The organism is Duganella sp. BJB1802 (assembly GCF_013369445.1).
Classification (GTDB): domain Bacteria; phylum Pseudomonadota; class Gammaproteobacteria; order Burkholderiales; family Burkholderiaceae_D; genus Rugamonas; species Rugamonas vulcania_A.
Genome location: NZ_JABWEF010000025.1, coordinates 71,407 through 97,647, shown reverse-complemented (window position 1 = coordinate 97,647; position 26,241 = coordinate 71,407). Strand labels below are relative to the sequence as shown.

Genomic DNA, 26,241 nt, shown 5'->3' with positions numbered 1-26,241 from the left:
GGCCGCCGCGCCGGGCATGGCGGGCACGGCGGCGGGGCCGGCCTCGCGCTGGCGGTCCAGCGCGCCGCGTTCGGCCGGCGTGGCGAACAGCCGGCCCAGCGCCACTTGCTGGGCTGCCGCTGGCGGGGCCGCCGCCAGCGAGGCCAGCAGCAAGGCGCGGATCAATGGAGTCGACTGGGTCATCACGAACCTTTCTTGCGCACGGCGGCGTTGAGCGCGGCGGACGGCGCCAGCGTCAGCCAGTTGAGCTTGCAGTCGGCGCCGATGGTCGGCGCGTTCGGCACGTTCTGCGGGCCGCCGACGCGCTTGAGCGTGCATTGCTGCACCGCGTAATAGCCGCGCTGGCGCAGGTCTTCGAGGAAGTTGAACAGGTCGCCCTCGTGCAGCAGCTCCATGCGCAGGTTCATGCGGCTGCCGCGCAGCGCGTAGTCGCCCAGCGGCAGCGGCGCGTCCAGCTTGACGGCCTGCTGCGGCTCGATCTCGTAGCTCAGCGGCGGCAGCTTGCGGCGCTCCTGGATCTGGCGGATCTGCTCGACCCAGTCGAGGCGGTTCTCCTCGCCGATCAGGCCGTGGCTGCGCAGCAGCGCGAACTGCGGCTGGAAGGCGCGGATCTCGCGCTTTTCCGTTTCCACCTGGGCGAAGCGCTGGCGCGCGGCGTCGCGCGTCTGCAGCGCCTGCAGGCGGTTTTCCTCGGCGTGGTGGACGTACCAGCTGCTGGCGAACACGGTCGCCACGCCGATGGCCAGGGCGCCGGCGGCCACCACCACGGCCAGCCGGATCAGCGCGAACTCGCGCAGCCAGTAAGGCAGCGGCCTGGCGGCGCGGGCAGGCTTCTTGCTGAAGGGGGCGGGGGAGGCGTTCATGGCTGCCAGCTCAGGTTGAGGATGAAGCGGGCCTTGGTCTCGACGCCGCCCACGGGGCCGCCGCCGGCCTTGCCGCTGAGCTTGACGTTGGAGCGGGTGTCGACCGGCTGCTGCACGATCTCCACCGTCATGCGCGGCTGGCGCGCCAGTTCCTGGGTGAAGGCGTTCATGGTGTTGACCACTTCGCGGTAATTATCCGGCGGCACCATGATCTCGGCCTCCAGCCGCAGCGCCTGCGGCACCTTGCCCGGCAGGCCCAGCATGAGCGACGAGATCGGCTCCGTCGCCGTCCCCGGGGCGCTGGTCATAAAGCCGGTGGCGGCCGGATCGGCCGGCGCGGCCGGCGGCGCGATCTTCCAGTCCAGCTGGACCAGATGGATCTGCGGCACCTTGTCGAGCGCCGCGCTCAGGTGCGTCATCAAGGGCAGCGGCTGCGGCCCCTGGCGCACCAGCAGCTGCGCCACCGTGACGGCGGCCTTCATGTTGGCGGTCTTGTCGATGGCCGGCGTCATGGTCGACAGCGCGGCGCGGTAGCGGTTGTCGTACTGCTTGGCCTCGGCGTACATGGCGTCGGTGGCCGAGGTGGCCTCGACATAGCGCCAGACGTCGACGCCCAGCCAGACCAGGGTGCCGGCCGCCAGCACGGCGCCGGCGCTGAACAGGGCCAGCCGCGCGCGCCACAGCTGGAAGTAGCGGCGCGCCTCGCCCAGCGAGTACTGGCTGGCCGGACGTTCGCGGCCGAGCAGCGTGAGCAGCAGGATGTCGGCCAGCTCCGGCGCCTGCGGCAGGCCGGTGCGCCCGGCCGCGGTGTCCATCGATTCGAAATGGTAGGCCGTCTCGGGGCCGTCCTGGCACTGCGGCTCCAGCCGGTCCAGCGTCTCGTCGGGCGCCAGGATCACCGTGTGCAGCACCTCGCCGCGCCCGATCAGGCGGGTGCTGGTGAGGAACTGCTGGGTCTTGGCGGTCTCGCGGGCGACGTCGACCGGGGCGCCGTCGCGGTCCACCGCCAGCGTCAGGCGCGAGAACTTGAGCTGGCCGTCGAGGAAGTAGCTCTGGCGCAGGCCGGCCGATTGCTGCGTGACCAGCAGCAGGCGCCGGTCCGCCAGGCCCAGCTTGCGCACCAGCGAGGAGGTCATCAGCGTGGTCGAGTACAGCCCGGCCAGCGGCGCGCGCAGCAGTTCGAGCGCCTCCACCCAGGGCTGCACCAGCGCCGGATTGGTCAGCGCGCTGAGCAGGGCGATGTCGTCCTGGCGGCCGTCCGGCTCGCGGCCCTGCACGCGCACGTAGCGGTACGGCGTCTCGCGGTATTGCTGCAGCAGCCGGCGCGCCAGCAGGCGGCGGCCCGAGCGGCCGGTCACGTGCGGCAGCGTGATGCGCTGGAAATCCTCCTCGATCAGGTCGACCATCAGGTAGACCGGGCCGTAGGGCCGCGCGTCGAGGTCGTCCATGAAGGCGTCGACGCCGGCGCGGTCGTTGGGGTAGCGCGTGGGCTCGCCGAGCGCGTCCTTGTGCCACGGGTAGGCCCACACGAATTCGCTGCTGAGATAAAGTAAATGGCTGTGCAACACGGCGGCCTCAGGGTCGGATCTTGGAGATGGTGTCGTAAATCGGCCCCAGCACGGACAGCATGATCCAGCCCAGCAGCAGGCCCAGCACCACGGTCATGGCCGGCTCTATCATCGCCTGCACCTTCTCGATCATCTCCTTCACTTCGCGGTTGTAGAAGTAGCTGACGTTGCGCAGCGCGCCGTCCAGCGCGCCGGTGGCCTCGCCCACCTTGAGCATGCGGATCACCAGCGGCGGGAAGATGCCGGTGTTCTGGAACGCCGCCGTCACGCTCTGGCCTTCTGAAATAAGCTGGGCCGCGCGGCGCAGGCCGGCCGCCACCATGCGGTTGCCGACGATGCCCTCGGACAGCCGGATGCATTCGAGGATGGTGATGCCGGCGCCGTACATCAGCGCGAAGAAGGTGGCGAAGCGGGCCAGGATGATCTTGTGCTGCACCGGGCCGATCATCCAGATGCGCAGCTTGAAGGCGTCGAAGTTGTAGCGCGCCTGCTCGCTGCGCGCCAGCCAGGCGCGGCCGCCGAAATACAGCGCCACCGGCAGCGCCAGCAGCACGTACCAGTAGTGGATGAAGATGTCGGAGACGAAGATCAGCGCCTTGGTGTGGAAGGGCAGCTCGTTGCCCATGTTCTTGATGAAGGCGGTCAGCTGCGGCACCAGGTAGATCATCAGGAAGGCCACCACGCCCAGGATCACCACGCCGACGAACAGCGGCTTCATGACGATCTTGCGCGACTGCGAGGCCAGCTCGTCCTGCCACTTCAGGCTGTCCGACAGGTTCAGGAACACCTCGGAGATCTTGCCGGTGCGCTCGCCGGCGGTGATCAGGCTGGTGAAGGTCTTGTCGAACACGTCCGGGTAGGCCTCCAGCGCGCCCGACAGCTGCAGGCCGCCCTCGATGTTCTCGATCAGGTCGGTGATGATCTCGCGGAAGCGCGGATGGTCCATGCTGTCGCGCAGGTCGTTGAGGCCTTCCAGGATGGGCACGCCGGCGCCGGTCAGCTGCTCCATCTGGAAGCAGAAGTTGATCAGGTCCTTGCGCGTGATGTCGCGCCGGCCGATGGCGGCCAGCTTCTGGCGCGACACCTGGCAGTCGATCAGGTCCAGCTCCATGCGGTGCAGGCGCAGCTCCAGGTCGGGCTCGTTGAGCGCGTCCATATTCCCCAGCAGCAGCTGGCCGCTGGCGTCCATGGCGCGGTAGAGGTATTGGGGCATCAGCTCAGCCTGTCCGTCAGGTCGACCACGCGCGACACTTCCTCCAGCGTGGTCACGCCCTCGCGCACGCGGCGCAGGCCGTCGTCCACCAGCGAGCGCACGCCGGCGGCGGCGGTGGCGTTCTTCAGCTCGCGCGAGGAGGCGCGCCGCGCCACCATCTCGTCGAGCTGGGGCGTCATCTTCAGCAGCTCCATGATGGCCAGCCGGCCCTTGTAGCCCTGGTGGCCGCAACGCTCGCAGCCGACCGCGCGGTACAGCGTGAACGGCGCGGCGTCCTGGGACAGGCCGAGCAGGCGGCGTTCCAGGTCCTCGGCCGGATAGGCCTCGCGGCAGTGCGGGCACAGCCGGCGCACCAGGCGCTGGGCGATGATGCCGATGATGTTGCCGGCCATGATGTCGGCCACCACGCCGATGTCGAGCAGGCGCGAGATCGAGCCGATCGCCGAGTTGGTGTGCAGCGTCGAATACACCTGGTGGCCGGTCATGGCGGCCGCGAACGCCATCTCGGCGGTCTCGCGGTCGCGGATCTCGCCGACCAGGATGATGTCCGGATCCTGCCGCATCATCGAGCGGATGCCGTCGGCAAAGCCCATCTTGGCCGACTCGTTGACGGCGGTCTGGCGTATCATGTTCATCGGGTACTCGACCGGGTCCTCCAGCGTCATGATGTTGACGCTCTCGGTGTTGATGTGGTTGAGGATCGAATACAAGGTGGTGGTCTTGCCCGAGCCGGTCGGCCCGGTCACCAGGATCACGCCGTCGGGGCGGGCGATCATCAGCTTCAACAGGTTGAGCTCGTTTTCCTCCAGGCCCAGGCCGTCCAGCGGCACGATACCCTTCTGCCGGTCCAGCACGCGCAGCACGAAGTTCTCGCCGTGCGTGGTGGCCTGCGCCGAGGCGCGGAAGTCGATCTGGCGGCCCGAGAATTTAATGGAGATGCGGCCGTCCTGCGGCGCGCGGGTCTCGGCGATGTTCATGCCGCTCATCACCTTCAGGCGCACCGCCATCGCCGGCCAGTACGATTTGTGCAGGCTGCGGATCTGGCGCAGGATGCCGTCGATGCGGTAGCGGATGCGCAGGAACGATTGCTCCGGCTCGAAGTGCAAATCGGAGGCGCCGTTCTGCACCGCGTCGGCCAGGATGGCGTCGATCAGGCGCACCACCGGCTGGCTGTACTCGTCCGAGGTGCTGCCCAGGCTGGCGTAGTTGACCTCGCCCGTTTCGATCTCGTGCAGGATGCCGTCGATGGACAGCTCGAACCCGTAGTACTGGTCGATGGCGCGCTGGATGTCGGAATCGTTCACCAGCAGCGGGCTGATGGTGATGCCCTTGACCAGCATGGCGCTGATCTGGTCCAGCGCGACGATGTTGCTGGTGTCCGACATGGCCAGGATCAGGTTGTCCGTGGCGCGCTCGTACACGATGGGGAACACCTTGTAGCGCTTGGCCACGTCCTTGGGGATGAGTTTGAGGGCGATGGCGTCCACCACCAGGCTGGTCAGGTCGGCGCTCTGCTGGTTGAGGTTTTCCGACAGCGCCATGCGCACCGTGGCCTCGGTCACGAAGCCGAGCGTGATCAACAGTTTTCCCAGCGGCTCGCTGCTGCGTTTCTGCTCGATCAGCGCGATGCGCAGCTGGTCTTCGCTGATCACGCCTTTCTGGATCAGCAGCTTGCCGAGCGGGAGTTTGACTTGTTCTGCCATGGATCTCTTATTGTGGTTTGGCCGGCGCGCTCAGCTCGTGCATGCGCGTGCGCAGCGCGTTGCGGTCGAACGCGGCGGCGTGGTCCTGCGCCAGCGCCAGCGCGCGCTGGTAGTACTTCAGGGCCAGCTTGCCCTGGTTCAGGCGGTCCAGGCCGATGGCCAGGTTGTAGGCGTAGTCGGGATTGTCCGGCATGGCGGTGTAGGCGCGGAAGTAGGCTTGCTGCGCCTCCGGCCAGCGGCCCTGCTGGGCCTGCAGGTTGCCGAGCGCGAACAGCACCGGGCCGGCGTCCGGGTTGGTGCCGAGGATGGCGCGCAGCCGCGCCTCGCTCTGGGCGGTGTCGCCCTGACGCACGCCGACCAGGCCGGCCACGGCGGTGGCGTCGTTCGGATCGAGTTCGAGCAGGCGCAGGTAGTAGCCCGCCGCCTGTTCGCCCTGGCCCTTGCGGGCGGCCAGCGCGGCCAGGCCGAGCAGGGCGTCGCGGCTGGTCGGGCTGTCGCGCAGCGCGGCCTCGTACTGCTGCTGGGCTTGCGCCAGGTCGCCGCTGTTGAGGGCCTGGTAGCCGTTCTCCAGCGCCGGTGCCACCGCTTGCCGCTTGCTGGCGCGGGCCACGCGGATGTCGGTGTTGTCCGGCGCGGCGATCGGCGGCAGGCGGTCGGGGCGGGGCGCGCTCAGCTGCGCCATCTGGGTCTGGATCAGTTGTTGCGACGCGGCCAGCGCCTGTTCGGCGGCGCTCAGGCGGCGTTCCAGTTCCTCGCTGCCGGCGTGGGCGGCCGACGGCGCTATCGGCGCGGTGTCGGCCAGCGCGGCATCGGCGGCGTCCGGCGCCACGGCGACCTTGACCGGGGTGGCGCCGGTGGCGCCGGTGGCGCCGATCGGCGGCATCGGCACCGGCGGCAGCGAGCCGGCGCCCGGCGCGGCGATCGCCTGCCAGTAATAATAACCCATGCCACCGGCCCGACCGCACCAGCAGCGCGACCCAGCCGACCAGGCGCAGGCGTTCGCGGTCCAGGCCGGCCGATTCGGACAGCGCAGTAGCGGCCGCCGCTGGCGCCGCGCGCAGGCCGCGCCACCTCGGGGGAGCGGCCTGCTCGGCCTTGTCGGCGCGCGGCGCCGGCGCGGTTTGGCGGCGGACGCGGCGGCGCCGGCGGCCGGGCCGGCGGGCGCCGGGGCCGGGGCGGGCGCGGTCTTCGACGCGAACGCGGGCGCGGTGGCCGGCGCGGGTTCGAACGCCATCGCGCTCGCCGGCGGCGGCGCCGACGGATCGGGCGCCAGGTCCAGCGTCAGGCCGGCGGTGCGGTGGTCGCTGGGCGCCGGCAGCGGGTCGGGCGAGGGCTGCAGGTTGGCCTGCGGCGTGGCCGCGATCGGCTCCAGGCTGAGGCCGGACATCGGCTCCAGGTCCAGGCTCGGGCCGGGCCGGGCCGGCGCCGCCGGTTCCGGCGTCAGCGCCAGGACGTCGTCGAACGCCTGCGACGGCTTGTCGGTGGCGTCGTCGTCGGCCGCGCTTTGCTTGGCCCGCTCAGCCTTCTTGAGCGCTTGCATTAGGAGACTCATGATCCGTTCGCCTTGGCTGGGGCGGGGGCCGGCGTGGCCGCGCCATAGGGAGCGCTGTCCGGCTTCTCGCTCGGCAGCAGATAACGATAGTCCTTGTAGTCGCCGTTGACGCTGGCGTCCTTGACCACCACCGGCCGCATGAAGATCACCAGCTCGGTCTTGGTGGTGTTCTCGTTGCGGTGGGAGAACAGGTCGCCGATCAGCGGCACGCTGCTCAGACCGGGGATGCCGTCCTTGGCGTTGTCGATCGAGTCCTGCATCAGTCCGCCCATGACGGCGATCTGGCCGCTGGACACCTTCATCAGCGATTCCAGCTCGCGCGCCTGGATCACCGGCACCTTGCTGATGACATTGGCCTTGGCCAGGTCCGGGTTGGGGTCGTTGACGTAGCCGACGACGCGGGTGATGGTCGGCCGGACGTTGAGCGTGACCTCGTCGGACTCGGAAATCTGCGGCGTCACGCTCATCACGAAGCCCACCGGCACCGTCTCCAGGTGCGATTCATAGGTGGCTTGCGAAATCGGCGTGCCGGTCGAGCCCAGCACCGCCGGCGTGACCTTGATCGAGAAGAAGACGTTGTTGTCGACCACCTTGAGCAGCGCGGTCTGGTTGTTGAGCACGCTGATCTTGGGGCTGGACAGCACCTTGACCTTGCCGAACGATTCGAGCAGCTCGATGGTGGCGGCGATATTGCCCAGCCGGCTGGTTGGATTGGTGTAGTTCATCACGAACACGCCCGGATTGGTGGCGGTGGGCAGCGTGGCCGAGCCGAGCGCGCCCTGGTTCAGCTTGAGGCCGCCCCGCGCCAGCGATTGCCAGTTGATGCCCTGCTGGTACTGGTCGCCCAGCCGGACTTCGATGATGGTGGCCTCGATCAGCACCTGGCGCTTGGCCGCGCCCAGCACGATGTCGAGGAATTCGCGGATCTTCTCGTGCTGGCGGGCGGTGGCGCGCACGGCGATCAGGCCGCCCTCGGCGTTGACGATGACCGAGGTGCCGCGCTGCGCGTTGGCGCCGCCTTTCGCGCCGCCGAAGCCGGAGGCGTCGAACGGCGTCTGCGCCGTCGCGCCCGGCGTGGCGCCGTTCATCGAGGCCAGCGGATCGACCGGGTTGTCGCCCAGGTTGGAGGCGCGCAGCATGTCGCGGATGTTCTTCTCCAGGCTGTACCAGAAGTTGTTGTCGGAACGGTTGTTGACCACGGTGGTCGAGTTGTTGCTGCCGTTGCCGTTGGCGCCGTTGTTGGCCGGCGCCGACTGCTGCTGCTGTTGCGGCTGCTGCGGCTGGCCGGTGGCCGGCGTGCCGACCACGGGATTGGAGGCGCTGCCGCTGCCACCGCCGGTGGTCGAGATCTGGGTGGCGATGTTGACGCTGCTGTTGGTGCTGCGCGCGATGTTGACGTAGTCGACCTTGTAGTTGCGCCACTCCGGCGTGTCCGGCAGGACCGTCAGCGTGCCGCCGTTGATTTCATAACGCATGTCGACCTGGCGCTGGATGCGGTTGAGCAGCTGCGGCAGCGTCTGGTCCAGCGCGTTGAGCGTGACGGTGCCCTCGATGCCCGGATGGACGTCGACGTTCAGGCCGGCGTCGCGCGCCAGCGCGAACAGCAGCGACTGCACCGGCACCTTGTGCACGGTCACGCTGTAGGTCTCGACCTTGGGCGCGGCGGCCGGCGGCGGCAGCGCGGCGCTCTGCTGCACCGGTTCCGGGATCGACCCGGCCGGACGCGGCGCTTCCATGATGTGGGTCGGCGAATTGGGCAGGGGATGGGTCGCGCAGGCGCTCAGCAACACGCTGCACACCATAGGCACGATGGGGGAGGCGAGTTTTTTCATTGATTCTTTCCGGCCCGGAGGGAATGCACGATGTTGTGCATTTGCAATATAGACACCATGATCTTACAAATTCGGTGCCACCGCAAGGATGGCCCCGTAAATAGCCCAAATTAGCAGGACCGCCAGGGCCCCCACAGCAACAGCGCGCAAGGGGAAGGTTTGCCGCCAGCCGCGCCGGCGGAAGGCCGATTCGCGGATCGCCTGGCGCGCGTGGCGGGCGCTGACGGTGGTGGCGTCGGCCGCGAAGGCGGCCAGCAGGGCCTTGTCGGCCAGGATGTTGATGCGGCGGACGATGCCCTCGGAGCGCTGGGCGATCAGGCGGGCGGCGGCCGGGCTGAAGATGGCCGGGCCGTCGTGGCCGGCCGCGCGCAGGCGGAATTCGAGGAACTCGCCGATCAGCGACGGCGCCAGCGCCGGCACCGTGAAGCTGTGCGTGATGCGCTCCTTCAGCTGGCGCATGCCGGCCAGGTCCAGGTGTTGGTCCAGCTCGGGCTGGCCGAACAGCACGATCTGCAGCAGCTTGCTGCGCGCGGTCTCCAGGTTGGTCAGCAGGCGGATCGCCTCCAGCGTGTCGAGCGGCATGGCCTGGGCTTCCTCGACCAGCAGCACCACCTGGCGGCCCTGGCCGTGGCGGGCGATCAGGTCGGCCTGCAGCCGGCGCTGGACCTCATCGATGCGCAGGCCGTGGCCGTCGATGCCCAGCTCGGCGGCGATGGCGTACTGCACTTCCTGCGGATCGAGGTTGGGGTTGACCAGGTAGATCACGTCCACGTGCGGCGGCAGCTGGCTCTCCAGCATGCGGCACAACATGGTCTTGCCGGCGCCCACCTCGCCGGTCACCTTGACGATGCCTTCGCCGTGGCAGACCGCATACAGCAAGGCTTGCAGGATTTCGCCACGGGTGTTGCCGGCGTAGAAAAAGGCGGGATTGGGCGTGATGCCGAACGGCGTCTCGCGCAGGCCGAAGTGCGACTGGTACATGGTCACGCGATGCAAGCCAGGAAGGCTTGCTCCAGGTTGGCGGCGCCGTAGCGCTCGCGGCACTCGGCCGGCGAGCCGGCGAAACGCACGCGGCCTTCGTGCAGGATGGCCATGCGGTCGCACAGCTCGTCGACGTCGGCCAGCATGTGCGAGGTCAAGAACACGGTGGCGCCGGCCTGGTGCAGCTGGCGCAATTGTTGTTTGAGCAGGGCGCGCGCTTTCGGGTCGAGGCCGCTCATCGGCTCGTCCAGGACATACAGCGGCTTGCGCGCCAGCAGGCAGGCGGCCAGCCCGAGTTTCTGCGTCATGCCCTTGGAATAGCCGCGCACCGTGCGCTTGAGCGCGGCCGGGTCCAGGTCCAGCGCCGCCAGCATGGCGCCGACCGCGGCCGGGTCGTAGGCCAGGCCCTGCAAGGTGAGCAGGTAGCGGATGAAGTCGGCGCCGGTCAGGTAGTAGGGCGGGGTGAAGCGTTCAGGCAGGTAACCCAGCGGCTGGCGGCTGGCCGGGCGGTCGTGCGGCTGGCCGCAGATGTCGATGCTGCCGCCGTCGAGGGCGCAGAAATCCAGCAGGCACTTGATCAGGCTGGTCTTGCCGGCGCCGTTGACGCCGACCAGGCCGAAGCATTCGCCCGCCCGCAGCTCCAGGTCCACGCCGCGCAATACCTCGGACTGGCCATAGCGTTTGACAACTTGCTGGAAGCGCAGGGCGGGTGCGGTCATGGAAGGTGGTGGCTCTGTGTGGCTGGAAAACGAACGACACTGTAGCGCATTCGTGCGAAGAAAGCGACACCCGGCCGCGCCCGCCGCATGTCCTGGTGTTGCGACGCCGGATTCTGCACTAGAATGGCCGCAAGTTGACTGACGGCAGAGGCCGGGGAGCGGGTATGGCAAGGCCAGAGAAAGTGCGGCTTGGGGAAATTCTGGTGCAGCAGAAGCTGCTGACGGAGGAGCAACTGGGCCTGGCGCTGGCCGAACAAAAGCGCAGCGGACGCAAGCTGGGCCGGGTGTTCATCGACAACGGCTATGTCACCGAGGAACAGATCGCCGGCGCGCTGGCGCGTCAGCTGAGCATTCCCTACCTGAACCTGAAGTTTTACAACGTCAATCCCGAGATCGTGCGGCTGCTGCCGGAGACCCAGGCCCGCCGCTTCCGCGCGCTGGTGCTGGAGGACCGGCGCGGCTCGCTGTTGGTGGGCATGTCCGATCCGACCGACCTGTTCGCCTACGACGAGATCGCGCGCATCGTCAAGCAGCCGATCGAGCTGGCCGTGGTCAACGAGACCGAGGTGCTGGGCACGATCGACCGCATCTACCGCCGCACCGAGGACATCTCCGACCTGGCGCGCGAGCTGGAGCAGGACCTGGGCGACGTCTCGGTCGACTTCGGCGCGCTGGCCGCCGCCAACGCCAACCTGGAGGAGGCGCCCATCGTCAAGCTGCTGCAGTCGGTGTTCGACGACGCCAGCCAGGTGCGCGCCTCGGACATCCACATCGAGCCGCAGGAGGGCCGGCTGCAGATCCGCTTCCGCATCGACGGCGTGCTGCACCTGCAGACCGAGGCCGACATCAAGATCGCGCCGTCGCTGGCGCTGCGGCTCAAGCTGATGTCCGAGCTCGACATCTCGGAAAAGCGTTTGCCGCAGGACGGCCGCTTCGCCGTGCGCGTGAAGAACCAGCGCATCGACGTGCGGATCTCGACCATGCCGACCCAGTACGGCGAATCGGTGGTGATGCGCCTGCTCAGCCAGAGCAACACCCAGCTGCGGCTGGACGCGATCGGCATGCCGAAGGCGATGCTGGAGAAGTTCCGCGCCATCGTCCAGCGCCCCAACGGCCTGGTGCTGGTGACCGGGCCGACCGGCAGCGGCAAGACCACCACGCTGTACTGCGCGCTGGCCGAGCTCAATTCGGTGGAGAAAAAGCTGATCACGGTGGAGGACCCGGTCGAATACCGGCTGCAAGGCATCAACCAGGTGCAGGTCAACGACAAGATCGAGCTGAGCTTCGCGCGCGTGCTGCGCTCGGCGCTGCGGCAGGACCCGGACATCGTGCTGGTGGGCGAGATGCGCGACCAGGAAACGGCCCAGATCGGTTTGCGCGCCGCCATGACCGGCCACTTGGTACTATCGACCCTGCACACCAACGACGCGGCCAGCACGCCGCTGCGCCTGATGGACATGGGGGTGCCGCGCTACATGGTCGGCAGTTCGCTGCAGGCCGTGCTGGCGCAGCGCCTGGTGCGGGTGATCTGCGAAAGCTGCACCACGCCGTACGAGTTGACGCCGACCGAGCGCGAGTGGCTGAGCATGGAGCTGCGCGACAAGGTGGACATGGGACGCTACTTCCACGGCAAGGGTTGTTCGCATTGCAATGGCATGGGTTATCGCGGCCGTACCGGCGTGTACGAGCTGCTGGAGATGACGCGCGACGTGGTCGAGGCCGCCAACGATCCCGATCCGTCGCACTTCCTGCGCACGGCGGCGACGCAGATGGCCGGCGAAACCTTGCGCCGGCACGCGGTGGCGCTGGTGATCCAGGGCCGCACCACGGTGGCCGAGGCGATGCGCATCAGTAACCAGATCGAGGATTGACGTGCCGTTCTATGCCTACAAGGCGCGCAGCGCGCGCGGGGAACTGATGCAGGGCGTGCTGGAGGCGGCCGACAGCGGCGCCGTGGCCGATCATTTGAGCAGCGCCGGCGCCATCCCGGTCGAGATCGCGCTGACCCGCAAGGCCGCCAGCGGCAGCTCCAGCGGCGAGCCCTGGTGGACCACGCTGCTTGAAAAAAAGGTCACGTCGATGGATGTGCAACTGTTCAGCCGCCAGCTGTACACGCTGCTCAAGGCCGGCGTGCCCATCATGCGCGGGCTGGCCGGCCTGCAGGAATCGGCGATCAGCAAATCGTTCGCCAAGGTGATCAAGGACCTGCGCGAGTCGCTCGACGCCGGCCGCGAGCTGTCGGCCGCGATGCGCCGCCATCCCACCGTGTTCGACGACTTCTACCTGTCCATGGTGCGCGTGGGCGAGATGACCGGGCGGCTGGAGGAGGTGTTCCTGCGCTTGTTCGACCACCTCGAGTTCGACCGCGAGATGCGCGCCCGCGTCAAGAGCGCGGTGCGTTATCCGATCTTCGTCATCGTCGCCATGATCATCGCCATCGTGATCGTCAACGTGTTCGTGATCCCGCAATTCGTCAAGGTGTTCGAGAGCTTTCACGCGCAGCTGCCGCTGATGACGCGCCTGTTGATCGGCGCCTCGCACTTCACCGTCACCTACTGGCCGCAGCTGCTGGTGATGGCCGGCGGCGCGGTGTTCGGCTTCCGCTACTGGGTGGCCACCAGCGCCGGCCGCTACCAGTGGGACCGCTACAAGCTGAAATTCCCCATCGCGGGCAAGATCATCCACAAGGCCACGATGGCGCGCTTCGCCCGCAGCTTCTCGCTGGCCAGCCGCAGCGGCGTGCCCATCGTGCAGGCGCTGACGGTGGTGTCGCAGACGGTGGAGAACTCCTACCTGTGCACCCGCGTCGAGCAGATGCGCGACGGCGTCGAGCGCGGCGACAGCATCCTGCGCACCTCGGTGGCGGCCAAGGTGTTCACGCCGGTGGTGCTGCAGATGATCGCGGTGGGCGAGGAGTCCGGTTCGCTGGACGAGCTCATGGACGAGATCGCCCAGATGTATGAGCGCGAGGTGGATTACGAACTGAAGACGCTGGCCGCGCAGATCGAACCGATCCTGATCACCTTCCTCGGCGTGCTGGTGCTGGTGCTGGCGCTGGGTATTTTCGTGCCGATCTGGGATCTGGGCAAAGTGGCGTTGCCGCACTGATGGGCCGCCTGCGCTTATCGGGTGTTGTGCGGCCACAACGGCGGCGGGGGCGGGGATTCACGCTGTTCGAGTTCGCCGTGGTGGCTTGCATTTTTGGCGTGTTGATAACAGTGGCGCTGGAGCGCGTGGCGTACTACCGCCGCGCCGGCGACGAGGCTGGGGTGCAGGCTTTGCTGATCAATATGCGCAGCGCCTTGTCCGGCAAGGTGATAGCCTTGCAGGCGCAGGGCAGGGAGCGGGAAATCGACGCGCTGGCCGGCGCCAATCCGGTGGCCTGGCTGGACCGGGCGCCGGGCAACTATGTCGGCGAGCTAACAGACGGCGCGGCAAAAAATGTTAAAGCTGGCAATTGGTATTTTGATCCAGCTCAACAAAAGTTGATATTCGTGAGGGGAGAGCAAGGAAATTTGTTAAATGGTGCCTCAAGGAACATTTGTTTCAAGGTAGAATTACTGCGCTTGCCCTCAAAAAACGCCAACGCAGAGCGCCAGCCGGGAAACAATACCGGTGTCGCGCTAATCGAAGTCCCCGAATAATTGCCGCTGCCGCGATCCGCCGCAGGAAGGCGTTGATGAACTTTTCTTAGCCAGGTCTGGAGATTCAAATGCAAACCAAACAAGCAAGCCTTTTCAAATATCGGCCACAGCAGGGCGGTTTTACGCTGATCGAGCTGATCGTCGTCATCGTCATTTTGGGGGTATTGGCAGCGACTGCACTGCCACGGTTCGCCAACCTGGGCGGTGATGCGCGCTTGGCCAAAATGGAAGGGGCTCGCGCGGCTTTGTTGAGCGGAGCTAATATGTATCACGGACGCTGGTTGGCGGCAGGCTCGCCAACCACCGCCGCCACCGTAACCTATGACAATCCTGCTGTAACCGTCGATACGGCTACCGGTTATCCGACGCTGGCTGGCGCGCTGGTCGCTGCGGGTGGCTTGGCTGATTATGATACGTCGACCTTTGCCAATGACGGCGTCTTGCGTCCCGACCTCAATCACGCCGCATGTACGATCACCTACAGCGCCAGCGCAGCTGGCGGCGCCGTTGTGGTAGTGGCGGCCACCGCCGCCAACTGTTAATCGCCGCTGGCAATGGCTGGCCGGGGGGCGGCGTGATGGGGCTGGCGCCGATGCGCCGTACCCGGTCCGCGAGGCTGGGTGGTTTCACGCTGGTCGAGTTGATCACGGTATTGGTGGTGGTTGGCATCCTGGGCGGCATTGCCGCGCCGCGCTTCTTCCAGCGCCAGGGCTTTGACGCGGTCGCCTACACCGACCAGACGAGGGCCTTGCTGCGCTACGGCCAGAAGATCGCCATCGCCCAGGGCCGCAACGTCTTCGTACGGCTGAACGGCAGCAGCGCGGCGTTGTGTTACGACGCCAACTGCACGGCGCACCTGCCGCCGGCGGGCGGATCCAACAGCGGCACCAAAGCCACCCTTGCCAGCTGCGGCACCACCGCCTGGGCTTGCGAAGGCGTGCCCAACGGCCTGGCGGCCTCCGCCGCCACCTTCTTTTTCGATCCCACCGGCCAACCCTTCGCGGCGAACGATCCGCCGGGCGGACTGAACTCGACCTTCGCCCCGCTGACGCTGGCCGTCACCGGCGACGGCAGCACCCACAACATCATCGTGACTCCGGTGACCGGCTATGTCTATTAAGCCGGCCTCGCGCGCGCAGTCGGGCCTGAGCCTGGTTGAGCTGATCATGTTCATCGTCATCGTCGGCATCGCCGTGGTCGGCGTGCTGCAGGTGCTGGGCTTCGGCGCGCGCTCCAGTCCCGATCCGATGCGGCGCAAGCAGGCGCTGGCCCTGGCCGAGGGCATGATGGAGGAAGTTCGGCTGGCGCGCTTCACGTTCTGCGATGCCAACGATCCTGCGGCCGAGCAGCCAGACACGGTGAATCCGGCCAAATGCACGATTCCGGAAGTGCTCGGCCTGGAGGTCAACAACATCGGCCGCCCCTTCGACAACGTCAGCGATTATGCCGGCACCTACACCACCGACGCCGCTGGCAATGCCTTCCCGGCGGGCTATCAGGCGGTTGTGGCGATCGCTCCCGACGCCACGCTCGGCCCGGCGGGCGCCCAGATCCCTTCGGATGCGACGTCGGCAAACATGAACGTGCTGCACATCACCGTTACCGTCACCTACACCGGCGGCGACCCCGTGGTGCTGGACGGCTACCGCACCCGCTACGCGCCGAGGTCGCTATGAACAGGCATCGCGCGCGCGGCTTCACGCTGGTGGAGGTGATCATCGTCATGGTGGTCACCGGCATCCTGGCCGGCATGGTGGCGGTGTTCCTCAAGACTCCGGTGCAGAACTATGTCGACACGGCCGCCCGCGTCGACATGACCGACGTCGCCGACCTGGCCCTGCGCCGCATGACGCGCGAGCTGCGGCTGGCCCTGCCCAACAGCGTGCTGATCTCGGCCGACCGCCACACACTGCAGTTCCTGCTGACCAGCACCGGCGGCCGCTATATCGACATCGCCGATTCGCCGCCGGCCGCCCTGCTGCCGCTCGATTTCAGCCCGGCCGCCAGCCTGCAGTTCGACATCGCCGGCGCCGCGCCCACCGGACGCATGGCGATCGTGCCGGGCAACTGGATCACCGTGTTCAACATCGGCACCGCGCCGGCGGACGCCCGCACCTTCGGCAACGCCGCCCGCGTGACGGCGGTCAACGGCACCCGCGTCACGCTGACCACCAATCCGTTCGCGGCCCAGTCGCCATCGATGCAATCGCCGACCAGCCGCTTCCAGGTGGTGACCGGCACCGTGACCTATGTCTGCGCGCCATCCGCCACCGGCGGCACGCTGACGCGCAACTTCACCAGCCAGATCATCGGCCTGAACGGGCTGGGCGCGCCGCCGTACGGCGCGGCGGCGCTGCTGGCCAACTTCGTCGCGGGCTGCGACTTCGACAGCACCGTGCTGGCCAACACCAACGCGGCGCTGGTGTCCGTGTCGCTGACGCTGGCGCGCACCAATGGCGAGACCATCAGCCTGGTGCGCCAGGTTCACCTGGACAACACGCCATGAGACCGATCCGCCAACGCCTCGCCGCCGGCTTCTCCATCGTCACCGCGCTGTTCCTGGTGGTGGTGCTGTCGGCGCTGGGCGTAGCCATGATGAGCCTGACCACCTCGCAGCAGACCAGCTCGGCATTGGATCTGCTGGGCGCGCGCGCCTACGAGGCGGCCCGCGCCGGCGTCGAATACGGCCTGTACCAGCAGCGGATCAACAGCAGCTGCGTGGCCGTCACCAGCTTCCCGCTGGGCGGCACCTTGTCGACCTTTACCGTGACCGTGCAGTGCACCGTCAACCCCACGCCCGGCATGGGCCCGGAGATGAACCGGATCACCGTCACCGCCACCGCCTGCAACCAGCCGGCCGGCGGCGCGTGTCCGAACGCCGCCACCACCAGCGCCGACTATGTGCAGCGCACGGTCATGGTCCAGTTCTGAGGAGGCGACGATGCGAACCATGACACGAATTCCGCACTGGCTGGCCTGCGTGCTGGCGCTGCTGTGCGCGCTGGCCGCCGGCGCGGCGCGCGCCGATACGCCGATCACGCTGTTCAAGAGCTTCGCCGGCAACGTCAGCTTCACCGGCGCCCAGGTCACCATGCGCGCCAAGGACAACGATACCGATCCCTGCGCCCTCAAGAACGGCACCCTGCAACTCAAGCTGAAGGATGTGCCGCACAGCGCCACCATCCTCAGCGCCCAGCTGTACTGGGCCGGCTCCGGCTCGACCCCGGATTTCGATGTGACGTTCGACGGCGACCCGGTGAGCGCGCCCAGCAACCGGCGCTACACGTCGGCCACGGTGGGCTACGACTTCTTCGCGGGCTCGGTGGACGTGACCGCGCAGGTGATCGCCAAGGGCAACGGCAACTACAAGGTCGACGACCTGACCATCAACAGCGGCAGTCCCTATTGCGCGGTGGAGGGCGTGCTGGGCGGCTTCCAGCTGCTGGTGGTGTACTCGGACCCCAGCGAGCCGTTCCGGGTGCTCAACGTCTACGAAGGCTTGCAGTACATCCGCTATTCCTCCGTGACGCTGACGCTGGCCAACTTCAAGACCCCCACGCCGATCGGCAACCTGACCGGCAGGATCGGCCATATCACCTGGGAGGGCGACCCCACGCTGTCTGGCGGCGGCGAGATCTTGCGCTACAACGGGGTCGAGCTGGTCGATGCGATGAACCCGTCCGGCAACCAGTTCAACTCGGCCTCCAACATCGACGGCGACGACAAGTCCTACGGCATCGACTTCGACGCCTACACCGTGTCGTCGCCGACCATCAAGGCCGGCCAGACCCAGGCGCGCAGCGACTACCAGTCCGGCCAGGACCTGGTGCTGCTGAACGCCGAGGTGATCGCCGCGCCCAACGTGCCGGCCGCCGACCGCGCCATTTCGATGACGCTGCAAACCCCGTTGCAGCCTGCGCAGGCCAGCAACTACCTCATCAAGGTCAGCAACAACGGCCCGCTGGCCGAGGGCGGCCCGACCACCGTGGTGGACGTGCTGCCGTCGTCGCTGATCTTCGTCAGCGCCGGCGGCACGGGCTGGGTGTGCGGCATGGCGGGGCAGAAGCTCACCTGCACCTACAGCGCGACGATGGCCGCCGGCGCCACGCTGCCGGTGATCACGCTGCGGGTGACCACGGCCGCAGCCGCCAGCGGCCTGGTGGTCAACAGCGCCACCGTCAGCGGCCAGTTGTTCGATTACTACGACGGCAACGATACCTCCACCGTCAGCTCGCTGGTGGGGGCGGCGGGTTTTACGCCGACCTATGTGTACACCGTCTCCAAGGACGACAACCGGCCCGACCAGGGCCAGTGCGTGAACGGCCTGGCGTTCGACGACCCGGGCCAGACCTGCCAGCCGATCGACTTCACCGGCAAGCAGTATGTGGCCAACATGGATATCCCGATGTACCTGACCTTCGTGGCCGCCGGCGTGCCGACCGCGTTGTCGAACTCGGTCACGACGATCCAGGTCAAGTACGCGCTGTCCTGCCACGATCCGGCGCAGGACGCCGGCGTGCGCGCCACCTTCAGCATGGTCGGCGGCGGCACCAGCACGCTGCCGCTGTGCGCCCGCTCGGGCGCGATGCCGGCGCAGAACTCGTCCACCTGGACCGGCTTGAACAACGTCGACATGGCCGCCGGCATGGCCAGCTCGGTCTATATGTACAAGTTCCACTACGCGGACGTGGGACGCATCGAGTTCCTTGTCAGCGACAACAGCGCCCGCTACGGCACCAGCGGCCCCTTCGTCGAACGTCCGGACAAGCTGGCCTTGTTCACGCCATCCGGCAACCATGCCGGCAACCCGGCGGCATCGGTCACCGACCCCGTGTTCATCAGCGCCGGCACCGCGTTCCCGTTGACCGTCAGCGCGCTGATGTATGGCGGCGCGCCGGCGCCCAACTTTGGCAAGGAAAGCACACCGGTCGCCATCAAACTGACCGTGAAGGCGGCCAAGGACGCGAACGGCGACCGGTTGGTCGACATGTTGGCCGACCCGACGAAGCCCGAGGACGAGCTGGTGCTGAACGGCGGCCTGGGCGCCTTCAGCGGCGGCAGCGCCACCGGCAACGCGTTTTCGTACGCCGATGTCGGCGTGCTGGAAATCACGCCGGTGATCGCTCCGCCCGATGCCTCCACGCCTAGTGGCAGCTATCTCGGCACCGGCGGCGTGGTGTCGGTGCCGGTCAACGTCGGCCGCTTCGTGCCGGACCATTTCGACACGGTGGTGACGGCGCCCATGGCCTGCGACCCGGCCGGCATGAGCTGCCCGGCCTCGGTGGCCGGCATGGCGTACTCGCGCCAGTCGTTCAAGGTGAAGGTGACGGCGGCCAACCTGCAGGGCGCCACCACCGTCAACTATCGCGGCGCCCTGGCGCGCGCGGTGCAGCTGTCGGCTTGGTCGGCGCCCGGCTCGACCACCACCGCCAATCCGCCGGCCTCGCCGGCCGGGGCGGCGATGAGCGCCAACAACCTGGCCGCCACCGATTTCGGCGTCGTTACCGACCCCGCCAACCCGCTCCCGCCGCCCGGCGGCACGGCCAACGCCAATCCGGTCTATACCTTGCCGAACCCCTACGTGTCGACCGCGCCGTTCGCCAACAACTGGGTGCCGCCGACCATGGTCTACGTGCGCGCCGACGAGACCGGCGCGCCCAACGACGGCGTCACGTCGCTGCGCACCGGCGCGGTGGAGGGCGGCGTGGCGGTGGTGTCCGGCCGCCTGTTCGTGCCGAATGCTTACGGCGCGTCCAACCTGCCGGTGACGCTGCAGCTGGCCGTCCAGTACTACGGCCAGGCCACCGTCGGCGGCGCCACCGTGCGCGCCTGGCGCAACAACCTCAGCGACAGCGCCACCCAGGTCACGCCGGCGACGGACTTGCAATACACCAGCTGCCTGCTGGCCTGCCCGTCGCCGGCCAGCGGCGCCCAGCCGACCTACACGATGAGCGCCGGCGTGGCGGGCGTGAGCCTGAAGGCCGGCAGCAGCGCCGGCAAGAGCGGCGCCAACGTCTCCGTCATCAACCAACCGGTGTGGCTGCCGACCGGCCAGGGGCGCGTGACTTTCGGCTTGTACCGCAGTCCGGTCATTTTCTTGAGGGAAGTGTATTGAATCCGCCTCATTTTATTTTGTATCTGAGCATTAAGAAGGCAAACTGGAGACACGGCCCGAAATAGGGGAAGTGGCTCAATGAAACTTGAATATAATCAACGACGTGCGGCGATTATTGAATCCCGTGCTTAATCATTTGAGACAGTCGGATGCGTTTATTCGGAAAAGCTGAAAAAAAGAACGGCTGGCTGGCCATCGGCCTGACGGCGGACGGCGTGCAGGCGGCGGCGATCGAGCGCCGCACCGACGGCTTGCCGAAGGTGGTGCTGGCCGCGTCCTATCCCGGCAAGGCCGACGAGGCCGGCGCCACGCTGGCGCGGCTGGGCAAGGACTTGCATGCCAACCGCTATCAATGCACCACGCTGCTGGGCGCGGGCGGCTATCAGCTGCTGATGGTGGAGGCGCCCAATGTGCCCGAGGCGGAGATGAAGACCGCGCTGGGCTGGCGCGTCAAGGACATGATCGACTTCCCGCTGGAGCAGGCCACGATCGACATGGCGCTGCTGCCGCCGGCCGGCGGCTCGACCCAGGCGCGCCAGGCGTTCGCGGTGGCCGCCCGCAACAGCGTGCTGATGCCGCACCAGCAGCTGTTCGCCGACAGCAAAATCGCGCTGACCGCCATCGACATCGGCGAGATGGCGCAGCGGAATATCTCGGCGTTGCTGGAGCCGGAGGGACGCGGCCTGGCGCTGCTGGCCTTCGACGCCGACGGCGGTTTGCTGACGGTCAGCTATCAATCCGAGCTCTACCTGGCGCGCCGCATCGACATCACGCTGAACCAGTTGCTGGATCCGGACCCGGACCGCCTGCATCAGCTGTACGACCGCATCACGCTGGAGCTGCAACGCTCGCTCGATCACTTCGAGCGGCAGTTCTCGTTTGTCACCGTGGCCAAGCTGGTGCTGTCGCCGGTGGGCGAGGGCGGCCTGTGCACTTACCTGACCAGCAATCTGTACCTGCCGGTCGAGCAGCTGGACCTGGCCAAGGTGCTGGACCTGAGCGCGGCGCCCGAGCTGCGGGAACCCGCGCAGCAGGCCGGCTTCCTGCGCACGCTGGGCGCGGCCCTGCGTGAAAGGGCGAGCACATGAGCCAGCAGATCAATCTGTTCAACGCTGGATTCCAGCGCAAGAAAAACTACGCCACCGCGCCGGTGCTGGCGGCCGGCATCGGCGCGTTGGTGCTGCTGCTGGTCGGGGTATCGGCCTGGACCAAGGTCCAGCTGGCGGCGTTGGAGGACGAGGCCGCCATCGTCAAGTCCAACCTGGACAGTTACGAGAAGCGCAAGAGCGCCGCCACCGCCGCCTTCGTCGCGCCGCGCAAGAGCGAGACGCTGCGGCAGGAGCTGGACCAGGCCGGCGTGGAGTTCCACAACCTGCAGCGGGTCGCCGGCATACTCGAACAGGGCGAGCCGGGTGCGACGCGCGGCTATTCGGCATACTTCCGCGCCTTCGCGCGGCGCGGCGTCGATGGCTTGTGGCTGACCGGCGTCACCATCCAGGGCAGCGGCGATGCGATCGGCCTGCAGGGACGGGCGCTCAAGGCCAGCCTGCTGCCGGGCTATCTGAACGGCCTGGCCAGCGAGGCCGTCTTGCGCGGCAAGACCTTCGGCCAGCTGGAAATGCGCGAGCCCAAGGCTGAAGCGAAGGCCGATGCGGCCGCTGCCGCGCCGGCGGTGGCGCCGCGTTATGTGGAATTCAGCCTGCAGTCGGCATCGGCCGGCGAGCACGGCAAGGCGGAGCGGCCATGAAAGCATACTGGATCAAATTCGACACCTGGCTGATGGCCCTGAACCAGCGCGAACGGTTGATGGTGGTGGGCGCGACGGCGGCGATGCTGGTGTACCTGACGTACATGCTGGTGCTCGATCCAGCCTACACGCGCGAGCGCACGCTGCGCGCCGCCATGGTGGAACAGCGCATGCTGATCTCGGGCATCGACTCCGAACTGATACAGCTCGACGTGGCGTCGCGCCGCGATCCCGACCGCGAAGTGCGCGAGCGCCTGCGCGTGTTGCAGCAGGATAGCGCGGACCTGCGCGCCAAACTGCGCAGCGCGCAAAAAGGACTGGTGGCGCCGGAGCACATGGGCGCCTTGCTGCAGCAGATGGTTAAGGGACACGGCAAGCTGCGCCTGGTGTCGCTGAGGACCTTGCCGCCGCAAGGCACGGTTGACGGCAGCTTCGCCGCGCTGGACCTGGCCGAGCCGCCGCCCGCGCGTCCGGCCGCGCCGCCGCAGCCGACGCCGGCCTCCATCCTGCAGCCCAACGCGAACGGCACTCCCAGCGCGAACGGTCCCGGCAACGCCAGCGCCGCCGCAGCCAAGCCGCCCGCCGGTCCGGCGGCCGGGCCGGCGCCACTGTTGTTCCGCCACGGCGTGCAGCTGGTGCTGCAAGGCAGTTACCTGGAGATGATCGATTACCTCGAGGCGCTTGAATCCATGCCGACCCAGCTGTTTTGGGGTGCCGCCGCGCTCGACGCCGACCAATATCCGCAAGCACGGCTGACGCTGACCTTGTACACCCTGAGCCTAGATCAGAAATGGATCGCACTGTGAACCGCCGCTCGAACCTGCTGCCGCTGCTGCTGATGCTGGCGCTGCCCGCGCTGGCGCTGGCGCAGAAGATGGCCGACCCGACCCGTCCGCCCGCCACGCTGGCCGCACCCGACAGCGAGGCCGCCGCATCGGACAGCGCGCCGACGGGGCCGCGCCTGCAATCGATCCTGATCGGCCGCGCGCCCGGCGGCCGCAGGCTGGCGGTGATCGACGGCGCCACCGTGCGCGCCGGCGCCAAGGTGGGCGACGCAATACTCGACCGCATCAACGACAATTCGGTGGTACTCCGCCGGGGCAAGAATCTGGAAACCCTGACCCTGTTTCCCAAACCGGCCGAGGCCGCAGACCCGACAGGGAAAACTAAATGACGAAACTTACACCACACCCAATGCTGCGCTGGGCTGGCGTGCTGGGCGCGGCCGCCGCGCTGTCGGCCTGCCAGACCCAGGCGCCGCGCGACACCTACAACACCATCGACCAGCAGGTGCGCGACGCCGCCGCCCAGGCCCACGCGCAGCCCGCCAGTCCGGCCGCGGTGGAGGCCGCGCTGCTGCCGCCGCCGGCCGCGGCCATGGCGGCCGGGCTGCCCAAGGCGCGCGCGGTGATGGAGGAGCGCTTCAACGTGTCGTTCAACCAGGTGCCGGTGCAGCAGTTCTACAATTCCATCGTGGCCGGCACGCGCTACAACATGCTGATCCATCCGGACGTCAGCGGCACCGTCACCGCTAACCTGAAGGACGTGACGCTGTTCGAGGCATTGGACGCGGTGCGCGAGATGTACGGCTACGACTACAAGGTGGAGGGCACGCGCATCTACATCCGTCCGCTGACGATGCAGACCCGCATCTTCCAGGTCAACTACCTGAACTCCACGCGCAAGGGCACGTCCAATGTGCGGGTGTCGTCGACATCGGTGAACACGGTGGGTACGGTGGTGTCCGGCCAGAGCGGCAACTCCGGCAGCGGCAGCAACGGCCAGAGCAACCAGCCGCAGCAACCGGGGCAGGGCAACCAGCAGTATTCGATGGAAGACTCCAGCAACGTCAAGACCTCGTCGGCCACCGATTTCTGGACCGAGCTGAAGGAAGCCCTGGTGGCCCTGGTCGGCGGCACCGGCGACGGCCGCAGCGTGGTGATCAGTCCGCAATCGGGCGTGATCGTGGTGCGCGCCTTGCCTGAGCAGCTGCGCAATGTGGACCAGTATCTGAAGGCGACCCGCCTGGCCGTCGAACGCCAGGTGATCCTGGAGGCCAAGATCCTCGAAGTCCAGTTGAACAGCGGCTTCCAGAGCGGCATCAACTGGGCCAGCTTCGCCTCGTTCGGCGGCGGCGGCAGCAACCGCCTGTCCGGCGGCTTCCTCGCGCCCGGCACCGGACTGGCGCCGTTGCCTGCCAACGGCGGCCAGCCGGCGGTCATCACCAGCGGCGGCACGGCGGGCATTTCGGCCAGCACCGGCTTCTCGCTGGCCAACGCGGCCAACAACGCCGGCTCGCTGTTCGGCCTGGCCTTCCAGACCAGCAATTTCGCCGCGATGATTTCCTTCCTGGAGTCGCAGGGTTCGGTGCACGTGCTGTCGAGCCCGCGCATCGCCACCATGAACAACCAGAAGGCCGTGCTCAAGATCGGCACCGACGAATTCTATGTGACCGGTGTCAGCACCACGACCAACTCCAACGTCAGCGGCAACACCACCAGCCCCAACGTGACCCTGCAGCCGTTCTTCTCCGGCGTGGTGCTGGACGTGACGCCGCAGATCGACGACGAGGGCAACATCATGCTGCACGTGCATCCGTCGGTGAGCCAGGTGTCGACCGTGAACAAGATCGTCAACCTGGGCAGCGCCGGTTCGCTGCAGCTGCCGCTGGCGGCGTCGAGCACGTCTGAGATGGACAGCATGGTGCGCGGGCAGGATGGCCGCATCGTCGCCATCGGCGGCCTGATGCGCCAGTCCAGCACCGACGACAACAGCCAGGCGCCCGGCATCGGCAGCCTGCCGGTGGTCGGCGCCTTGTTCCGCAACACCGAACGCAGCACGCAGAAGCGCGAGCTGGTGGTGTTGATCAAGCCCACCATCGTCGATGGCGCGTCCAGCTATGCGCAGGACCTGGACGATGCCAGCCGCCGGGTCCAGCAACTGGCGCCGCCTGCCGGAGGACGCAAATAAATGTACCAGGCCCACTTCGGCTTGGGCGAGATGCCCTTCGGGATCACGCCCGACACCAGCTTCTTCTTCACCAGCCCGCATTCGCAGCAGGCGCTCAACACGCTGCTGGTGGCGGCGCGCAGCGGCGAGGGCTTCATCAAGATCACCGGCGAGGTCGGCACCGGCAAGACGCTGTTGTGCCGCAAGTTCATGGCGACGCTGGGCGAGGGCTTCGTCACGGCCTACATTCCCAATCCCTACCTGGAGCCGCGCACGCTGATGCTGGCGTTGGCGGACGAGCTGGAACTGCCGTTGCAGCGCGACGTGGACCAGCATCAGTTGCTGAAGTCGCTCACGCAGCGCCTGATGGACCTGGCGCGCGAGGGCAAGCAGGTGGTGATGTGCCTCGACGAGGCGCAGGCGATTCCGCTGGAGAGCCTGGAGGCCTTGCGCCTGCTGACCAACCTGGAGACCGAGAAGCGCAAGCTGCTGCAGATCGTGCTGTTCGGGCAGCCGGAGCTGAACCAGCATCTGCAGACCAATTCGATCCGCCAGCTGGCGCAGCGCATCACCTTCCACTACCACCTGGGGCCGCTCAGCCGCGACGACATGGAATATTACCTGGCCCACCGGCTGCGCGTGGCGGGCTATGGCGGCAGCCGCCTGTTCAGCCGGGGCGCCATCGGACGCCTGTTCAAGGCCAGCGGCGGCATTCCTCGGCTGGTGAACATTATGGCAAACAAGTCGTTGATGCTATGCTTCGGCGAAGGCAAGCAACAAGTGACGCGCCGTCATGTGGACATGGCGGCGCTCGATACCGTGCAGTCGAAGGCGGGCTTGCGTTGGCAATGGCTGATGGCCGGCGTCAGTTTGCTGATCGCCGCGTGCGGCCTGACTTGGGCGTTGACGAAATGAGTCTGATCAATAAAATGTTGCAGGACCTCGATGCGCGCGGCGGCGCCGGCGATGACGCCTTGCGCCAGCAGCAGTTGCATGGCGTGGGCGGACAGCCGCGCGACAGGCGGCCGCTGGCGATCGGCGGCGCGCTGGTGTTGACGGCGGTGGGCGCGACGGCCTCGCTGGTATAGTCAAAGCTATCGCGCGGCGCAGCCGCAAGCGCCTGCGTTAGCGGCGGCGCCGGTCAAGGCCCTGCAGTCGCGGCCGTACCGACGTCTGTGCCGGCAGCGCGGCTGCAGCGCCGACGAGCGCACCGGAGACGGCAGCACCAGCACCAGCACCAGCATCAGCACCAGCGCCGACGCCGGTTCCGGCCGATGCGGTGCCGGCGGCGCGCGAGTCCGCGCCGAACCGGTCGCGGGCGCAAGCCCCGGCTGCCGCGCTGGCGAAGTCCGGCA

Annotated in this window: 25 protein-coding genes; 16 read left to right on the top strand and 9 right to left on the bottom strand. The window is 67.7% G+C overall.

The window, feature by feature from the left end; translation table 11 throughout:
* From HUX88_RS28900 to HUX88_RS28860, 9 genes are all read right to left on the bottom strand, one after another.
* Window positions 1-183 (bottom strand): hypothetical protein (locus tag HUX88_RS28900; protein ID WP_217916487.1); only part of this gene is annotated, 183 nt, incomplete at its 3' end.
* On the bottom strand, window positions 183-863 hold the full coding sequence (locus tag HUX88_RS28895) for a hypothetical protein (protein WP_117010237.1): 681 nt from the start codon (window positions 861-863) through the stop codon (window positions 183-185). The genes HUX88_RS28900 and HUX88_RS28895, both read right to left, overlap by 1 nt.
* Window positions 860-2,431, bottom strand: coding sequence for a hypothetical protein (locus HUX88_RS28890; RefSeq protein ID WP_176363994.1), 1,572 nt, complete (start codon window positions 2,429-2,431; stop codon window positions 860-862). Before HUX88_RS28890 ends, HUX88_RS28895 begins: the two co-directional genes overlap by 4 nt.
* 7 nt (window positions 2,432-2,438) lie before the next feature.
* Window positions 2,439-3,644, bottom strand: coding sequence for a type II secretion system F family protein (locus HUX88_RS28885; protein WP_176363993.1), 1,206 nt, complete (start codon window positions 3,642-3,644; stop codon window positions 2,439-2,441).
* Window positions 3,644-5,347, bottom strand: coding sequence for a GspE/PulE family protein (locus tag HUX88_RS28880; RefSeq protein WP_176363992.1), 1,704 nt, complete (start codon window positions 5,345-5,347; stop codon window positions 3,644-3,646). Before HUX88_RS28880 ends, HUX88_RS28885 begins: the two co-directional genes overlap by 1 nt.
* A gap of 7 nt (window positions 5,348-5,354) precedes the next feature.
* Complete coding sequence (locus HUX88_RS28875) at window positions 5,355-6,899, bottom strand: tetratricopeptide repeat protein (protein ID WP_229219607.1); 1,545 nt, start codon at window positions 6,897-6,899, stop codon at window positions 5,355-5,357.
* Window positions 6,896-8,731 (bottom strand): pilus (MSHA type) biogenesis protein MshL, encoded by a 1,836-nt coding sequence (gene mshL, locus HUX88_RS28870; RefSeq protein ID WP_176363991.1) that lies wholly within the window; start codon window positions 8,729-8,731, stop codon window positions 6,896-6,898. The genes HUX88_RS28875 and mshL (HUX88_RS28870) overlap by 4 nt, the downstream gene beginning before the upstream one ends.
* Before the next feature lie 63 nt (window positions 8,732-8,794).
* The gene (locus HUX88_RS28865) at window positions 8,795-9,718 is read right to left on the bottom strand and encodes an ExeA family protein (RefSeq protein WP_229213197.1); all 924 of its coding nucleotides are present in this window, start codon (window positions 9,716-9,718) and stop codon (window positions 8,795-8,797) included.
* Window positions 9,715-10,431: an ABC transporter ATP-binding protein gene (locus HUX88_RS28860; protein ID WP_176363990.1), complete on the bottom strand. Its 717-nt coding sequence runs from the start codon at window positions 10,429-10,431 to the stop codon at window positions 9,715-9,717. Before HUX88_RS28860 ends, HUX88_RS28865 begins: the two co-directional genes overlap by 4 nt.
* 164 nt (window positions 10,432-10,595) lie before the next feature.
* On the opposite strand from HUX88_RS28860, the gene HUX88_RS28855 reads away from it, so the two are divergent.
* From HUX88_RS28855 to HUX88_RS28780, 16 genes are all read left to right on the top strand, one after another.
* The gene (locus HUX88_RS28855) at window positions 10,596-12,302 is read left to right on the top strand and encodes a GspE/PulE family protein (protein ID WP_176363989.1); all 1,707 of its coding nucleotides are present in this window, start codon (window positions 10,596-10,598) and stop codon (window positions 12,300-12,302) included.
* Between the two features lies 1 nt (window position 12,303).
* Window positions 12,304-13,539, top strand: a complete 1,236-nt coding sequence (locus HUX88_RS28850) for a type II secretion system F family protein (protein WP_176363988.1) — start codon at window positions 12,304-12,306, stop codon at window positions 13,537-13,539.
* Window positions 13,539-14,075 (top strand): type II secretion system protein, encoded by a 537-nt coding sequence (locus HUX88_RS28845; RefSeq protein WP_217916486.1) that lies wholly within the window; start codon window positions 13,539-13,541, stop codon window positions 14,073-14,075. Before HUX88_RS28850 ends, HUX88_RS28845 begins: the two co-directional genes overlap by 1 nt.
* Before the next feature lie 68 nt (window positions 14,076-14,143).
* Window positions 14,144-14,617, top strand: a complete 474-nt coding sequence (locus tag HUX88_RS28840; protein ID WP_176363987.1) for a prepilin-type N-terminal cleavage/methylation domain-containing protein — start codon at window positions 14,144-14,146, stop codon at window positions 14,615-14,617.
* A gap of 50 nt (window positions 14,618-14,667) precedes the next feature.
* A complete protein-coding gene (locus HUX88_RS28835; protein WP_229219605.1) occupies window positions 14,668-15,195 on the top strand; it encodes a Tfp pilus assembly protein FimT/FimU in 528 nt (175 codons plus the stop codon).
* Window positions 15,185-15,751: a hypothetical protein gene (locus tag HUX88_RS28830; RefSeq protein ID WP_176363986.1), complete on the top strand. Its 567-nt coding sequence runs from the start codon at window positions 15,185-15,187 to the stop codon at window positions 15,749-15,751. The genes HUX88_RS28835 and HUX88_RS28830 overlap by 11 nt, the downstream gene beginning before the upstream one ends.
* Window positions 15,748-16,581, top strand: a complete 834-nt coding sequence (locus tag HUX88_RS28825; protein WP_176363985.1) for a type II secretion system protein J — start codon at window positions 15,748-15,750, stop codon at window positions 16,579-16,581. Before HUX88_RS28830 ends, HUX88_RS28825 begins: the two co-directional genes overlap by 4 nt.
* Window positions 16,578-17,006, top strand: a complete 429-nt coding sequence (locus HUX88_RS28820) for an agglutinin biogenesis protein MshP (RefSeq protein WP_176363984.1) — start codon at window positions 16,578-16,580, stop codon at window positions 17,004-17,006. The genes HUX88_RS28825 and HUX88_RS28820 overlap by 4 nt, the downstream gene beginning before the upstream one ends.
* A 10-nt stretch (window positions 17,007-17,016) precedes the next feature.
* Window positions 17,017-20,190: a DUF6701 domain-containing protein gene (locus HUX88_RS28815; protein WP_176363983.1), complete on the top strand. Its 3,174-nt coding sequence runs from the start codon at window positions 17,017-17,019 to the stop codon at window positions 20,188-20,190.
* A gap of 149 nt (window positions 20,191-20,339) precedes the next feature.
* On the top strand, window positions 20,340-21,278 hold the full coding sequence (locus HUX88_RS28810; RefSeq protein ID WP_176363982.1) for an agglutinin biogenesis protein MshI: 939 nt from the start codon (window positions 20,340-20,342) through the stop codon (window positions 21,276-21,278).
* Window positions 21,275-21,937 (top strand): MSHA biogenesis protein MshI, encoded by a 663-nt coding sequence (locus HUX88_RS28805; protein ID WP_176363981.1) that lies wholly within the window; start codon window positions 21,275-21,277, stop codon window positions 21,935-21,937. The genes HUX88_RS28810 and HUX88_RS28805 overlap by 4 nt, the downstream gene beginning before the upstream one ends.
* A complete protein-coding gene (gene gspM / locus HUX88_RS28800; RefSeq protein WP_176363980.1) occupies window positions 21,934-22,743 on the top strand; it encodes a type II secretion system protein GspM in 810 nt (269 codons plus the stop codon). The genes HUX88_RS28805 and gspM overlap by 4 nt, the downstream gene beginning before the upstream one ends.
* The gene (locus HUX88_RS28795; protein WP_373886857.1) at window positions 22,740-23,111 is read left to right on the top strand and encodes an MSHA biogenesis protein MshK; all 372 of its coding nucleotides are present in this window, start codon (window positions 22,740-22,742) and stop codon (window positions 23,109-23,111) included. Before gspM ends, HUX88_RS28795 begins: the two co-directional genes overlap by 4 nt.
* On the top strand, window positions 23,108-24,907 hold the full coding sequence (mshL, locus tag HUX88_RS28790; RefSeq protein ID WP_229219604.1) for a pilus (MSHA type) biogenesis protein MshL: 1,800 nt from the start codon (window positions 23,108-23,110) through the stop codon (window positions 24,905-24,907). Before HUX88_RS28795 ends, mshL (HUX88_RS28790) begins: the two co-directional genes overlap by 4 nt.
* Window positions 24,908-25,801, top strand: coding sequence for an ExeA family protein (locus tag HUX88_RS28785; RefSeq protein WP_117010257.1), 894 nt, complete (start codon window positions 24,908-24,910; stop codon window positions 25,799-25,801).
* Complete coding sequence (locus HUX88_RS28780) at window positions 25,798-25,974, top strand: hypothetical protein (RefSeq protein WP_176363978.1); 177 nt, start codon at window positions 25,798-25,800, stop codon at window positions 25,972-25,974. The genes HUX88_RS28785 and HUX88_RS28780 overlap by 4 nt, the downstream gene beginning before the upstream one ends.
* Window positions 25,975-26,241 lie beyond the last annotated feature (267 nt).

Excerpts from the sequence above, each read along its gene's own strand:
- gspM (WP_176363980.1), top strand. The coding sequence starts at position 21,934 with ATGAAAGCATACTGGATCAAATTCGACACCTGGCTGATGGCCCTGAAC.
- mshL (WP_229219604.1), top strand. The coding sequence starts at position 23,108 with ATGACGAAACTTACACCACACCCAATGCTGCGCTGGGCTGGCGTGCTG.
- HUX88_RS28860 (WP_176363990.1), bottom strand. The coding sequence starts at position 10,431 with ATGACCGCACCCGCCCTGCGCTTCCAGCAAGTTGTCAAACGCTATGGC.
- HUX88_RS28875 (WP_229219607.1), bottom strand. The coding sequence starts at position 6,899 with ATGAGTCTCCTAATGCAAGCGCTCAAGAAGGCTGAGCGGGCCAAGCAA.
- HUX88_RS28785 (WP_117010257.1), top strand. The coding sequence starts at position 24,908 with ATGTACCAGGCCCACTTCGGCTTGGGCGAGATGCCCTTCGGGATCACG.
- HUX88_RS28805 (WP_176363981.1), top strand. The coding sequence starts at position 21,275 with ATGAGCCAGCAGATCAATCTGTTCAACGCTGGATTCCAGCGCAAGAAA.
- HUX88_RS28845 (WP_217916486.1), top strand. The coding sequence starts at position 13,539 with ATGGGCCGCCTGCGCTTATCGGGTGTTGTGCGGCCACAACGGCGGCGG.
- HUX88_RS28825 (WP_176363985.1), top strand. The coding sequence starts at position 15,748 with ATGAACAGGCATCGCGCGCGCGGCTTCACGCTGGTGGAGGTGATCATC.
- HUX88_RS28880 (WP_176363992.1), bottom strand. The coding sequence starts at position 5,347 with ATGGCAGAACAAGTCAAACTCCCGCTCGGCAAGCTGCTGATCCAGAAA.
- HUX88_RS28885 (WP_176363993.1), bottom strand. The coding sequence starts at position 3,644 with ATGCCCCAATACCTCTACCGCGCCATGGACGCCAGCGGCCAGCTGCTG.
- HUX88_RS28855 (WP_176363989.1), top strand. The coding sequence starts at position 10,596 with ATGGCAAGGCCAGAGAAAGTGCGGCTTGGGGAAATTCTGGTGCAGCAG.
- HUX88_RS28815 (WP_176363983.1), top strand. The coding sequence starts at position 17,017 with ATGCGAACCATGACACGAATTCCGCACTGGCTGGCCTGCGTGCTGGCG.
- HUX88_RS28830 (WP_176363986.1), top strand. The coding sequence starts at position 15,185 with ATGTCTATTAAGCCGGCCTCGCGCGCGCAGTCGGGCCTGAGCCTGGTT.
- HUX88_RS28810 (WP_176363982.1), top strand. The coding sequence starts at position 20,340 with ATGCGTTTATTCGGAAAAGCTGAAAAAAAGAACGGCTGGCTGGCCATC.
- HUX88_RS28780 (WP_176363978.1), top strand. The coding sequence starts at position 25,798 with ATGAGTCTGATCAATAAAATGTTGCAGGACCTCGATGCGCGCGGCGGC.
- HUX88_RS28840 (WP_176363987.1), top strand. The coding sequence starts at position 14,144 with ATGCAAACCAAACAAGCAAGCCTTTTCAAATATCGGCCACAGCAGGGC.
- HUX88_RS28835 (WP_229219605.1), top strand. The coding sequence starts at position 14,668 with ATGCGCCGTACCCGGTCCGCGAGGCTGGGTGGTTTCACGCTGGTCGAG.
- HUX88_RS28895 (WP_117010237.1), bottom strand. The coding sequence starts at position 863 with ATGAACGCCTCCCCCGCCCCCTTCAGCAAGAAGCCTGCCCGCGCCGCC.
- HUX88_RS28820 (WP_176363984.1), top strand. The coding sequence starts at position 16,578 with ATGAGACCGATCCGCCAACGCCTCGCCGCCGGCTTCTCCATCGTCACC.
- mshL (WP_176363991.1), bottom strand. The coding sequence starts at position 8,731 with ATGAAAAAACTCGCCTCCCCCATCGTGCCTATGGTGTGCAGCGTGTTG.